Annotated in this window: 12 protein-coding genes and 1 other RNA gene; 3 read left to right on the top strand and 10 right to left on the bottom strand. The window is 57.7% G+C overall.

Translation table 11 applies throughout. The features are described from left to right. The gene (locus AC0V6M_RS10150; protein WP_486138688.1) at positions 1-873 is read right to left on the bottom strand and encodes a TPM domain-containing protein; all 873 of its coding nucleotides are present in this window, start codon (positions 871-873) and stop codon (positions 1-3) included. Between the two features lie 8 nt (positions 874-881). Then, positions 882-1,484 carry a LemA family protein gene (locus AC0V6M_RS10155; protein ID WP_486138689.1) on the bottom strand — a complete coding sequence of 201 codons (603 nt, stop codon included), beginning with the start codon at positions 1,482-1,484 and terminating at the stop codon, positions 882-884. Positions 1,485-1,665: 181 nt separating this feature from the next. On the opposite strand from AC0V6M_RS10155, the gene mscL reads away from it, so the two are divergent. Together mscL and ssrA are read left to right on the top strand one after the other, a co-directional pair. Continuing rightward, positions 1,666-2,091 carry a large conductance mechanosensitive channel protein MscL gene (mscL, locus tag AC0V6M_RS10160; protein WP_486138690.1) on the top strand — a complete coding sequence of 142 codons (426 nt, stop codon included), beginning with the start codon at positions 1,666-1,668 and terminating at the stop codon, positions 2,089-2,091. Positions 2,092-2,239: 148 nt separating this feature from the next. Beyond that, positions 2,240-2,583: a transfer-messenger RNA gene (gene ssrA / locus AC0V6M_RS10165) on the top strand. 206 nt (positions 2,584-2,789) lie between these two features. Here the strand turns inward: ssrA and AC0V6M_RS10170 are convergent. The 5 genes from AC0V6M_RS10170 to AC0V6M_RS10190 all read right to left on the bottom strand — a co-directional run bounded on the left by AC0V6M_RS10170 (position 2,790) and on the right by AC0V6M_RS10190 (position 8,016). Then, the gene (locus AC0V6M_RS10170) at positions 2,790-3,905 is read right to left on the bottom strand and encodes an ankyrin repeat domain-containing protein (protein ID WP_486138691.1); all 1,116 of its coding nucleotides are present in this window, start codon (positions 3,903-3,905) and stop codon (positions 2,790-2,792) included. Between the two features lie 254 nt (positions 3,906-4,159). Then, the gene (locus AC0V6M_RS10175; RefSeq protein WP_486138692.1) at positions 4,160-4,411 is read right to left on the bottom strand and encodes a hypothetical protein; all 252 of its coding nucleotides are present in this window, start codon (positions 4,409-4,411) and stop codon (positions 4,160-4,162) included. 136 nt (positions 4,412-4,547) lie between these two features. Further along, positions 4,548-5,813, bottom strand: a complete 1,266-nt coding sequence (locus AC0V6M_RS10180) for an N-succinylarginine dihydrolase (RefSeq protein ID WP_486138693.1) — start codon at positions 5,811-5,813, stop codon at positions 4,548-4,550. Then, a complete protein-coding gene (locus AC0V6M_RS10185) occupies positions 5,810-6,826 on the bottom strand; it encodes an arginine N-succinyltransferase (RefSeq protein WP_486138694.1) in 1,017 nt (338 codons plus the stop codon). The genes AC0V6M_RS10180 and AC0V6M_RS10185 overlap by 4 nt, the downstream gene beginning before the upstream one ends. Beyond that, positions 6,823-8,016 carry a hydrolase gene (locus AC0V6M_RS10190; RefSeq protein WP_486138695.1) on the bottom strand — a complete coding sequence of 398 codons (1,194 nt, stop codon included), beginning with the start codon at positions 8,014-8,016 and terminating at the stop codon, positions 6,823-6,825. The genes AC0V6M_RS10185 and AC0V6M_RS10190 overlap by 4 nt, the downstream gene beginning before the upstream one ends. 175 nt (positions 8,017-8,191) lie before the next feature. On the opposite strand from AC0V6M_RS10190, the gene AC0V6M_RS10195 reads away from it, so the two are divergent. After that, positions 8,192-10,288 carry a malate synthase G gene (locus AC0V6M_RS10195; protein WP_486138696.1) on the top strand — a complete coding sequence of 699 codons (2,097 nt, stop codon included), beginning with the start codon at positions 8,192-8,194 and terminating at the stop codon, positions 10,286-10,288. 21 nt (positions 10,289-10,309) lie between these two features. On the opposite strand, the gene AC0V6M_RS10200 is transcribed toward AC0V6M_RS10195, so the two are convergent. The 3 genes from AC0V6M_RS10200 to pdxA all read right to left on the bottom strand — a co-directional run bounded on the left by AC0V6M_RS10200 (position 10,310) and on the right by pdxA (position 12,650). Continuing rightward, entirely contained in the window at positions 10,310-10,702 is a 393-nt protein-coding gene (locus tag AC0V6M_RS10200) for a PilZ domain-containing protein (RefSeq protein WP_486138697.1), read from the bottom strand. Between the two features lie 108 nt (positions 10,703-10,810). After that, positions 10,811-11,644, bottom strand: a complete 834-nt coding sequence (gene rsmA / locus AC0V6M_RS10205; RefSeq protein WP_486138698.1) for a 16S rRNA (adenine(1518)-N(6)/adenine(1519)-N(6))-dimethyltransferase RsmA — start codon at positions 11,642-11,644, stop codon at positions 10,811-10,813. Then, a complete protein-coding gene (pdxA, locus tag AC0V6M_RS10210) occupies positions 11,637-12,650 on the bottom strand; it encodes a 4-hydroxythreonine-4-phosphate dehydrogenase PdxA (protein ID WP_486138699.1) in 1,014 nt (337 codons plus the stop codon). The genes rsmA and pdxA overlap by 8 nt, the downstream gene beginning before the upstream one ends. Positions 12,651-12,657: the final 7 nt, after the last annotated feature.

Here is a 12,657-nt window from a genome sequence, read left to right on the forward strand (position 1 = left end):
TCACCATCCCCCAGAGGCGCCGCCGCCTCCAAATGAACCGCCGCCGCCGGAGAACCCTCCGCCAAAGCCGCCGCCACCTCCGAAGCCACCTCCGCCGCCCCAGTCATCGCCGCCGCTCATTGCGCCGCGAACGATCGCGCTGCCAACTTCCCATAGAATGATGTCGCCGACAGTGTCGCCCCAATCACGATCATCACCGCGTCGCCCCCAAGGACCTTTGCCCTTTTTCGCGCGATATTTGCGGCGTCGTCCCCTGCCTCGCAAGATTGGCAGGACGAAGAAGAAGAACATGAAGCCAAGCCAGATCAGAGCACCAAATGGAAAACCGCCATCGTTCTGGCTCTGCTGGCGCGATTGATTGGCCTGCTGCGCCACCAGTGCGGCCTCGTCGGGCGGCAATTGCAATTGCTGAATGATCGAATTTGTCCCTGCGACGATGCCGCCGGGATAATCATCTTGCTTGAAGCGCGGGATGATCTGGTTCTGAATGATCAAAGAGGACAGGGCGTCAGTCAAATAACCTTCAAGGCCATAGCCAACTTCGATCCGCACCTTCCGATCATTGGGCGCAACAATCAAAAGTGCGCCGTCATTGCGCTCCGCATCGCCTAGGCCCCACTCTCGGCCCAATCGATAGCCAAAATCACTGATGTCATAGCCTTGGAGGTCCGGGATGGTGGTGACCACCAGCTGTCGCTGAGATTGCGTCTCTAACGCCTCCAACTGGGCATTGAGTTGAACCTCGACATCGGCGGGAATAATGTCCGCCGCATCAACAACCCGCCCGGTCAGCTCAGGAAATTCTTGCGCTGCCAGAGGGCTCGCAAGCAGCGCAAGAAACGCCGCAAAAGCGGTGAGGATGGGGCGAAACATTGCGGCGATCAGTCTGACGTCAGGTCCAGCTCTGGCGCTTCTTCTGCGCCTTCCGTCGTCGCAGAATATGGCACCAGCGGCTCTGCGCCGTGGATGATGTTCGCGCCAATCGTATCGGGGAAGGTGCGGATCGTGGTGTTATACTGGCGCACCGCTTCGTTGTAATCACGCAGTGAAACAGCGATCCGGTTTTCCGTGCCTTCAAGTTGGCTTTGCAAGGTGATAAAGCCCTGCGTTGAGGTAATCTGCGGATAGGCTTCAAAACTGGCGAGCAGCCGGCCAATCCCTTGGCTCATCTGGCTTTGCGCGGCGGCAAATTCTTCCATCTTCGCGCCATCGGCAAGATCATCAGTCGTGACATTCACGCTGGTGGCTTTCGCGCGGGCCTCGGTTACTTCTGTTAGGATGGCGCGCTCATTTTCAGCAGCACCTTGAGCGACTTCGGCCAAGTTGGGGATCAGATTCGCGCGGCGCTGAAACTGAGCCTCGACATCAGCCCATTTGGCCTTCGCATTTTCTTCAGCGGCGGGAACCGAGTTGATGCCGCAAGCAGCGAGACCCAAAGAAGCGGCCGCGACCAGCGCAAAGCGGCGAATATTCCTAAAATCCATGAATGTCCCTTTCCCTCGCGCAGCCAGATCGGCGCGCGCACCATCAAGAAGTGTGTCCTGTACTATAGATATAGCACACTTAAGCTCGCTTTCAAGCGGTGGACGGACGGCTCAGGGCGCTTGGCAAGGGCTGAATTTGCTGCGAAATAGCGGGTGAATTCGGGTCTAGGGAGAAAATAACATGTTTTCAGAATTCAAAGATTTTATCGCCAAAGGCAACGTCATGGAATTGGCCGTTGCGGTCATTATCGCTGGCGCATTTGCGGTCATCGTCGCATCGATGACCTCTGATCTGATCATGCCGATCGTCGGCTTGATCTTCGGCGATGTTGATTTCAGCAACAAATACATCGTCTTGTCGGGCGAAGTCGACGCAGGCATGAGCCTAGAAGCGGCGCGCGAGGCGGGCGCCAATGTTCTCGCATGGGGCGCGTTCGTCACTGCGGTGATCAACTTCGTGATCCTCGCCTTCATCATCTTCCTGCTGGTTCGCTACGCTGAAAAAGCAAAAGCGAAGTTTGAAAAGCAAGAAGAAGAGGCAGCGGAAGAGGAAGGTCCAAGCGAGATCGACTTGCTCACAGAAATCCGTGACGCGCTGAAAAAGTAAGGCGTCGTTGTTTGGGTGCGCTCGGGACTTCGGTCCCGAGCTTGCCAAGCCACCCGTACCCTCCACCCTTCCAACCGGATGGTATCCCGGTAGGCTCCGGGTGGAAGGGTGGAGGGAGCGGGTGGCTTAGACTGCCACAAATAAGCATACACTTCACATTAAGCGGGCAGGGTCTATATAGGTCCTGCCCGTTTTTGCGGGATATGGCGATAAATTGCTGCGTATAATAGATGCAACGGACCCGGGGGCAGTACCCGGCGGCTCCACCATAACTCTCGGTTTTCACGAGGTTTTTGACGGGGCCGAACTAGGATCGACGTGTGTTGAAAGGCGTAGTTTTTGCCCGGGTTGAGAAACCCCGTAAAAGGCTCATTTTTATAAGTGCAAACGATAACGAAGCACTCGCAATCGCAGCGTAATGTGACGGCTTAACGGCCTGAATTTACAAAGCTAAAGCGCGGTTGGACCCACCGGGCAACAGAAGCGGATTCCGGGGGCCCGGGGGGCCTAGCAACAGAACCCCCCACCTTTCTTCATATACGTATATGTGGCGAGGTGTGAGCACGTTTCTGCCGCTTCAGATAAGAAGCTCGCTTGGCGAGCAAAGTCTGCCGTCATTTTATGGCTGCAATGTAGAAGCTGCGTTTCCTTTTGAGTGTGAAGGCGGACTAGACGCAATGATGCTGTAATGCGTGTTTTTACCTGCCATATGAGGGTGGATCGAGGCTGATTGGCGCAGGGTTGAGCTTCACCCAATTCACTGCAAGCCGACAAAGTTCAGTATGATCGCCTTGCTTAGTCTTCACCTCTGAGACGATTTTAGTGGCTACGTTCAGATCGGGAGGTGACAGTTTTCTCCCGAGTTCCAAGTGGGCTAGAAGAGCGTCAGCCATCTTCCGATAATCGGCATCCCAGTTAACGCCGCCATTTTGTTCGATCTCGTCACTGATCCGTCCGGAAATGCGGATTATTTCACCCTGGACGGTTGATGCTGCACCACTAGAGGGAACTAGCAGCTCCCAAAGTTCTTGGTGTTGGCCTTGCCAAGTTGACGCTTTTGCGATGATTTTTGACTTGCCATCATGCACCGCGCGTCGGGCAACGGGTCGGACTTTGAAGAGATCGTAGAGTCGATCTAGAGCATTACTAGCTTTCTCCACGGTTTCAGGGTTGAAGCCCGCCCGGTGGAATTCAAATTTTGCACCGATCTGCTCTACCATGCTTTGCATTTCAGGGGTTACGACTGAGGATTGATCAGCTGATCCGCTTAAGGTGTCTCCCATGAATGGCTTCTCGGGAGTTGGTGCGGACATCACGTTCAACAATAATTCCGCCATGGGTGCCATTCGAGCAATGTGCGCGTTGTTGCACCGCTCCAAAGCAAAAACCAACGGAGATTGGCCTCTCGAATTTAGGGCATCAGGATTTGCTCCATGTTCCAGCAACAGACTTGCAGTCTTAATATTGCCAACAGCCGCAGCCCGGTGCAGTGGCGTACCTCGACCTCCAGCAGCATTGTTCACGTCTGCGCCAAGCTCAAGCAAGACCGCAATGTTTCCCTGCCAATGTCCAGCCCGGGCGTGGAGAGGTGTTTCGCCATAGCTATCGCCAAAATTCACGTCAGCACCTTGCTCGATCAGCCACCGAGACAGATCGTCAGGACAGTCATTGAAGGCCAGTGCGGATTGCTTGAATGCCCCGCCGCGGGCGTTCACATCGACACTTTCGAAGATAGCTTCCAGCGTTTCCAAGCTGCCAGACCTTAAAGATTCCTCAAAATCCTTCGGTAGCGTCTTTCGTTTTCTGTTGCCCATATTCTTTCCATTATAATCGGGGGCCAGCCGAAGCGACTAAATGATGTTCAGTAGCCTCGGCTGTCTTGAATGGCGGCCTATCAAACGGCAAATTTGTCGATTGATAGTGGATGAGTTTGGAAAAAGCCGCAGCGGCAGACCTAACTCAAGTTGGCTGCGTCCGATACCATTGAAGCCGCCTAGCATACAGCGTGTCTTTATCCCCGCCGGCACTGAACACCCAGAAGGTTCGCAAGTGGGTTGTTAGCGGTCGGTCAAACCTCAGCCTGTTCAACCGCCTCACGCTCCCGCTCAGCCTTCTCATACTTTAAGCAGTCGAGGATTTTAGCCCCGGCCAGGAACACCGCGCCCGTGGTTGCCAGGAACAGCAGCTGGCCGCCCCATCCGGGATATTCTTGCAAATAGGCTGCGCCGCGCGATGTCGCGCCGAGTGCAAGCGCGTAAATGATCACGAAGGCTTCGAACCTTGTCTTGATGACAAACAGCCTTCCGATCTTACGCAGCATGGTTTCTCCGCCGTTAAACACTTCGCATTTTTGGGTGCAAGTGCCGTGCCAGCAACGCTTTTTTGCGCGGCTGATTGGTTAATGATTGCAGAAGTGTAAGCATGCTCGACGCAGCCGCCAAGCGCGTTAACTTCGTTTAACCAAGTTCTGTGAGTTCCAGCGCGGTGAGCAGTGCCGCTCTTGCGGCGACCACCGACTTAGCAAGGGTTTCGCTGCCAATATCGGCTGGGTCGATTTGCTCGGGCCAGTTGGCTTCGATCACACCTGCCATCATGTCGGCTTTGCTTTCGGTCAGGAGGAAGCGCGGATCGACGGTCGTCGGATCGCACACGACGCGCAATCGAAGGCAGGCTGGGCCGCCGCCATTGGCCATGCTTTGGCGCACATCGACGGGAATGACTTCGCGGATCGGCCCATTGCTGGCGAGCATATCCTCGCACCAAGCCCATACGCTCGCGCTTTCACGGCATTCCTCTGGCACGATCAGAGCCATGCCGCCGCCGGGTTGGGTTACGAGCTGAGCGTTGAACAGATAGGTGCGGATCGCCTCAGCTAGGGTGACGGCGCAGCTCGGCACTTCGACCACTTCAAGCGCAGGGAAGGCAGCGCGGATCGCTTCGTAAGCGCTTTGCTGATCGGCGAAGGCCTCCGCGTGAGTGAACAGCACATGCTCGTTCGCCACAGCGACGACATCATTGTGAAACGCGCCGGCCTCGATCGCGGCCGGGTTCTGTTCAATAAAGACGCAGGCGTCTGGGTTTAGACCGTGGAGACGTGCGACCGCGCTGCTTGCCTGCTCATGCTGGCGCGCCGGGAATTTGCCACCTGGACGACCATAGACGAACACTTCGACCCCCTTGCTGCCATGCCCTTCGCATAGGCGCATATGGTTCGCCGCGCCTTCATCGCCAAAGCTTGGCGGGACGGCGTCATGCACAGCGAAATGTGCGCTGTTGCCAAAGGCGATGTCGAGCATGCGTTTGGTGTCGGGCCATTCCTGCGCCCGGTGCAGCATGGTGACGAGGTTGGCGGGTGTCAGATGGCATTTGCCATCGGCGGTGTCTGGCGCTGGGCTGACCGTGGCAGCATTTGCGGTCCACATGCTCGATGCTGACCAAGCCGCGGCGAGAAGCTGGCGCGGGGTGTCCTCATCCACCGCCAGTTGCTGGGTGAGAGCATTGTTTGGCCGGGGCAGGGGAAGCAGGAAGCCTTGATGCCCAAACCGCGCAAGATTGCCGCGCATTTTCTCCAAGCCTTGGAGCGCAGCGGCGCGCGGGTAAGAGACATCGCCGCCGTGGCTGGCGCTGGCGATATTGCCAAGGGAGAGGCCAGCATAATTGTGGCTTGGCCCGACGATGCCATCGAAATTGACCTCAACCAGATTGCTGACCGGGCCGCTCATCGAGCAACGCTCCACACGGTGTCGTCTGTGCTTACGTCGAGTGTGTCAGCGGCGACGGAATCGATTTCGATTGAACCATCCTCGGAGGCTGAACGAAGGCCGTAGCATGCGCGGAAATCGCTCAGCGAGCCGGTCGCGATCAGGGCTTTCTCGCCTTCGGTATTCTCAACACCCGCGATTTTTGCCGCGGTTGAGCCAGCCACGCTTTTCACCTGATCGGTTTTTGCGATCATGCTGGGCCCGCCGTCGAAGATGTCGACATAACCTTCATAGGCAAAGCCTTCCTTCTCGAGCATCCGCATGGCTGCGCGGCCAGTGGGGTGGGGCAGGCCGATGACCTTCTTTGCTTCATTGTCCAGCATGGCGACATAGACCGGATGTTTGGGCATCAGATCGGCGATGAATTGGTTGCCGTTGATGGCGTTGAAATAGTCCGCCTCTTGAAAGCCCATTCCGAAAAACCGCCCGGCGACACCGTCCCAGAATGGTGATCCGCCGCGTTCGTCAATGATACCGCGCAGCTCAGCCAGGACCCGGTCGGCGAAGCGTTTGCGGTGCATCGCCATGAACAGATAGCGGCTGCGTGCGAGCAGCAAGCCGAGCCCGCCAGCGCGCTCATTGGGATGGAGAAATAATCCGCCGACTTCGCTAGATCCCTCCAGATCGGTCACAAGGCTGAGCATTTCGGCGCGAACCGTGCGGTCCAATTCCTGGCTGTATTGAGTCAGGGTGTTGAGGCGGTAGGAATAGAAAGGCCATTGCTGCCCAACCTGCGTCATCAATTGGCAGGTCCCGCGCACCGCGCCAGTGGCGACATTTTCAAGCACCAAGACGAAGGTCTCGTTCGTCAGCTCGTTGCCCGTGTTGGCGAACGCTTTGGCAGAAGTTTCGAGCTTGGCCGCCAGCGCTTCACGGTCAGCGGGAAGGTTGGTGAACCCGCCGCCGGTCAGCTTTGCCATTTCGTACAAATGCTCAAGATCGGACGTGCGCGATGCGCGCATGCGAAAGGTCAATGCATGTCTCCAGCAGCAATGCGAGAAAGAACGAGAGCGGACAGAGCGGCGCGTTCCGTCAGGCTCGAAACGATAAGAAATTCATCGGGTGAATGGATACTGCCGCCGCGCACGCCCAGGGTGTCGACGACAGGCACACCGCATGCGGCAATATTGTTGCCGTCACACACGCCGCCGGTCGATTTCCAGGCGATTTTCTGGCCTAATTGTGCGCCGCATTTCTGCACCAGATCGAACAGTCGCTGCGATTGATTATCAACCGGTTTGGGCGGGCGGGTCACGCCTCCATGTCGATGCGTCGACACTTCGTGATTGCTCTCAATGCTGCGCAGCAAAGTGTTGAGATTGTTGTCGAAGCCTTGCATCGCCTCTGTGCTCTTCGGGCGAATGTTGAAGCGCAAAACAGCGTGGTCCGGCACGACATTATTGGCCGCTCCGCCTTCCAGCTTTGCGGGGTTTACGGTGATGTCTTCGCGCTCCATTGCTTTGATCCGCAGGATCAAGTCTGCCGCTGCAACAATGGCGTTGCGACCCTCGTGCGGATTGCGGCCCGCATGGGCTGATTTGCCTGAGATGATGATGGAGTAATTGCCTGTGCCGCCGCGCGCATGCGCCAGTGTTCCATCAGGCAGAGCTGCGGGTTCAAAAGTGAGCGCGGCGAGTTTCCCGCGCGCCATTTCGGCAATCAAAGCGGAGCTTGCAAGAGACCCGGTTTCCTCATCGGAATTGATCATCACATCATAGCCGAGCGCAGAAGAGCCCGGCATTGTTTCAAATGCCGTTAGTGCATGGAGAATGACCGAAATTCCGCCCTTCATATCGGCCACACCCGGACCATTCAGCACATCGTCTTCCAGCCAGGTCAGGTTCTGAAACGAATGCTCTTTGGGAAAGACGGTATCCATATGTCCGGTCAGCAAGATGCGAGCATTGGCCTGTGGCCGAACGCGCAGAACCATATGTTGGCCGTTGGGCTTTTCAAACTCGCTGCCATCAGCGGCAATGGCGGTGACGGGCGCTGGATCGATGAGCTCAACTTCACCGGGCAGGGCGGAGAAGGCGTCAGCCAGTTTGCTAGCCTGTTTCGCAAGCCCTTCGATATTGCCGGTGCCCGTGTTGATTGCGCACCAGTCTTGTACCTGAGCGAGCATTGCCGCGGTATCAAATTTTTCAAGAATTCCGCTTGTCATTGCTGACTGCTCTAGCGGGGCGGACGCTATCATCCAAGCGGTGGTTTTGAAGTGAGGCTTTCACCCGTTGCAATCCGCATTGGCTTTGGCCATAGGCTGGGGCGTCCTCCTCCCCAGGAACCCATGTTGATCTGTTCGCGGCCCCTGCGCTGCGCATTGGAGTGTTAGAGGACTTATGAGCAATTTGATTTCCCGTGCCGGGCTGTCTGTGGATGAGCGGCTAGCGACATTCTTCGACAGCGAAGTGCTTGGCCCTCTAGGCCGGGACGTAGACGCCTTTTGGCAGGGTTTTGCAGATTTGCTGGCCAAATTTGCGCCGCGAAATGCGGAATTGCTCGCTAAGCGTGAAGAACTGCAATCTCAGATCGATGCTTGGCACGATGCCCGCAAAGGGCAGCCCCATGATGCGGGCGCCTACAAGGCGTTCCTCGAAGAGATTGGGTACCTCGTCCCGGAACCAAGCCCGTTCAAAATCGGCACGCAGAACGTCGATCCTGAAATCGCAACCATGGCAGGGCCGCAGCCGGTTGTGCCGATCCTCAATGCGCGTTTTCTGCTGAACGCGGCCAATGCGCGCTGGGGCAGCTTGTATGACGCGTTTTACGGCACGGATGCGCTTGATGCGCCGCCCGCAAAGCCAGGCGGTTATGACCGCGCTCGCGGTGATGCAGTGATCGCTCGTGGCCGCGCGTTTCTGGATCAGGCGCTCCCGCTGGTTGATCAAAGCTGGGCGGATCTCGCCGACGAGAATGACGGCAAGCTGCAGGATGAAAACCAATATGTTGGCAAAACGGAAAAAGGTCTACTTTTCCAAAACAACGGTCTGCACATCGAGGTCGTGTTCGATGCCGCCTCTCCCGTCGGCCAGACGGACAAAGCTGGCATTGCGGACATAAACGTCGAAGCCGCGCTGACTACGATTGCCGATTGCGAAGATTCCGTCGCTGCGGTGGATGCTGAGGATAAGCTGCTAGCCTATCGTAATTGGCTGGGTGTGATCCGCGGCGACTTGCAAGAGAGCTTTGAGAAAGGCGGCAAGACGCTGACGCGCAGGCTCAATGCTGATAAGCCATTTACAGACGCGCAGGGAAACAAAGACTGTTTGCCCGGTCGCAGCCTGATGTTTGTGCGCAATGTCGGGCACTTGATGACCAACCCGGCGATCCGGCTGACGGACGGCAGCGAAATTCCGGAAGGCATCATGGATGCCGTTTTCACCAGCGCCATCAGCACGATCGATGTCGAAGGCCAGGCGAAATACGGCAATTCGAAATGCGGATCGATCTACATTGTGAAGCCCAAGATGCACGGGCCGGAAGAATGCGCTTTAACCAATGATCTGTTTAATGCGGTGGAGGATTTGCTCGGCCTGCCGCGTCACACGATCAAGGTCGGCGTGATGGACGAGGAACGCCGCACGAGCGCGAACCTTGCCGCCTGTATCCATGCGGTGCGTGACCGGATCGTGTTCATCAACACCGGCTTCCTCGACCGGACAGGCGATGAAATTCACACCAGCATGCGAGCTGGACCGATGATGTGCAAAGGCGCGATGAAGGGCTCTGACTGGCTCACGGCCTATGAGGCGCGCAATGTTGCGATTGGCCTTGCTTGCGGCCTCTCTGGAAAGGCTCAGATCGGCAAAGGCATGTGGGCTGCACCCGATCTGATGGGGCAAATGATGCAGGAGAAAATCGGTCATTTGCGCGCAGGTGCAAACACCGCTTGGGTCCCGTCGCCCACCGCCGCGACACTGCACGCGCTACATTATCATCAGGAAAACGTGTTTGAGATCCAGCAAGGGCTGGGCGAGATACCTAGCGTCGACACCCTGCTTCGCATCCCGCTCGCGGAAGGCACCAATTGGTCGGATGAGGAGCTGCGCGATGAGCTAGACAACAATGCGCAGGGCCTGCTCGGCTATGTTGTACGCTGGGTCGATGCAGGTGTGGGCTGTTCTAAGGTGCCGGACATCAATGACGTTGGCCTGATGGAAGACCGCGCGACCTTGCGCATTTCATCGCAGCATATCGCCAATTGGCTCCTACACGGCGTCGTGACGCAGGATCAGGTGATGGACAGCCTGACCCGCATGGTGGCCAAGGTTGATGCGCAGAACGCGGGCGATCCCACCTATGTCCCGCTGACTGGCAATGAAGATGGCGCGGCATTCTCAGCGGCGAAAGAGCTGATCTTTAACGGGGTGGAGCAGCCCAGCGGGTACACAGAGCCGCTGCTGCATCAATGGCGGTTGGCAAAGAAGGCGGTCTGAGATCAGCCAGCGAAAGCGCGGTCAGCTATGGTGCGTCACCAGCCGACCGCGCTTTCGGCCCATCTGGATGTTGCAGGCCTGAGCCACAGGTCCGGTGTTTCTGACCCGCTCGCCAGCGATTTGGACAAGCGCGTGCTCGCCAATGCTGCGCTCAAACTCGATCCCGCAGGCATTGTCGTTTGACCAGATGACCGTGCAATAGATTTCCTCAGAGCCGAGCAGCAGCATTCCGGACACGCCCATGGCCGGCGGATTGTCGGTTTCCAGCTTCGCGCCATTGTCGGAGATATTGGCCATACGGCACGCGCGTTCTCCGCTGGTGGTGCGAAATGTCGCTGGAATTTCCACGGCAAAGCGGCCCGAGCGGCGCTGATCACTATGCGCCGCCTGCTGGCGTTTTTCGAGAAAGCTCATGGCGTTTCTTACCTGTCTGTCCGGATGGTTCGTCCGGTAACGGTCTCTTGCTCAGCGTGATAGATCGCAAAATCCCTCTAAGATGTTCGCAAGCTTGGTTACGCCAAATTAACCAGCGTGACCCGCGAGTTCCCTGGCAATGGCGACAAACTCATCAACGCTCAAGGTCTCGGCGCGGCGTGTTGGTTCGATGCCAACTTGCTCCAGAGCGTCCAGCGCGCCCGGCACGCCTTTGAGGCTCTGGCGCAGCATCTTGCGGCGCTGGCCAAAGGCGGCCTCCGTGATGCGTTCCAGTGTTCGCGGCACAACGCCTTCAGGTGCGGCTTTGGGCGTGACATGGACAATCGCGCTCATCACTTTGGGCGGCGGTGTGAACGCGCTGCGGTGCACCTTTAGCGCGAGTTTTGCCTCGGATCGCCATTGCGCGAGCACGGCCAAGCGGCCAAAGGCCGACCCGCCAGAGGGCGCCACAATCCGCTGCGCAACCTCTTGCTGAAACATCAGTGTTAGTGAGCGCCAAAGCGGGGGCCACTGCGTGCTGCTCAGCCAGTTTACGAACAAGGCGGTGCCGACATTATAGGGCAGGTTGGAGGCGATATGATACGGTTCACCCCCCATGACATCATCGTGATCAAACTTCATCGCATCGCCGTGGATGACGGTAAGCTTGCCCGGAAATGCTTCGGCTAGGTCGGCGAGGGGTGGCAAGCAACGATCATCCATCTCGATTGCTGTCACCTTCGCGCCCGCGCGCAGCAGAGCCCGTGTCAGCCCACCAGGTCCGGGACCAATTTCTAGCACATTTTGACCGTTCAGATCACCGGGGATCGCCGCGATCCGGTCCAGCAATTGCTCGTCCAACAAGAAGTTCTGACCGAGCTTCTTGGAAGCGCTAAGTCCGTGAGCCGCGATCACCTCTCTAAGCGGTGGGAGATCAGCCATTGGGCTTGCGCGCCGCTGCGCACTGCGCCGCCATTTGCATGGCCGCGATCATCGCACCTGAGTCTGCGACACCTTTGCCCGCAATATCAAATGCGGTGCCGTGATCGGGCGAAGTGCGAATGATCGGCAGGCCGAGAGTGACGTTCACGCCTTCGTCAAATTCCAGCGCTTTCAGCGGGATCAGAGCCTGATCGTGATACATGCACAGAGCAGCATCATAGCCTGCCCGGGCGCGCGGGGTAAACAAAGCGTCGCCCGGATGCGGGCCGCTCACATCGATACCGCCTTCGCGCAAGGTATCGATAGCGGGCGTGATAATGCGGGCTTCTTCATCGCCAAACTTGCCGTCTTCGCCGGCGTGAGGGTTTAGCCCAGCGACGGCCAAATGCGGGCTGGCAATGCCAAAATCGCGCACCAACGCCGCGGCTACGATTTGTGCCTTATGCTGGATTAACTCAGACGACAGGGCGGGTGAAACTTGGCTCAGCGGAATGTGCACGGTCAGCGGCACAGTGCGCAACGACGGCCCGGCCAGCATCATGACCGCATCATAGGGCGAGAGCCCGCACACAGCGGCGAGAAATTCGGTCTGGCCGGGAAAATTAAATCCGACCTTCGCCAATTGCGATTTTGCCACGGGGGCTGTTACGAGAGCGGAGGCTTTGCCGAGCAGGGCCATACGTGTGGCCTCGGCAAGCGAGTGCATCGCGAGCGCTGCGCCTTGCTCGTCCGGTTGGCCAGGGCGATATTCGCAATCCTCACCGGCCAAAATGGGCAGGCCATCTGAGAATGTCTCGATGGCTTCGGAGGTGTCTCCGATGGCAATCACCGGGCAGTCCGCGCCCACCGCTTCAGCAGCGGCTCGCACAACGTCAAAGCCGCCAACGACGAAGAACGGCGCGATGCCGCGCTCGTCTCGGCGCGCCCAACAATGCGCGATCAGTTCTGGCCCGATCCCCGCCGGATCGCCCAAGGAAACGGCGAGGGGAAGCGCAGCAGAACCCACCTAAGCT

Source organism: Erythrobacter sp. JB3-1, assembly GCF_057364995.1.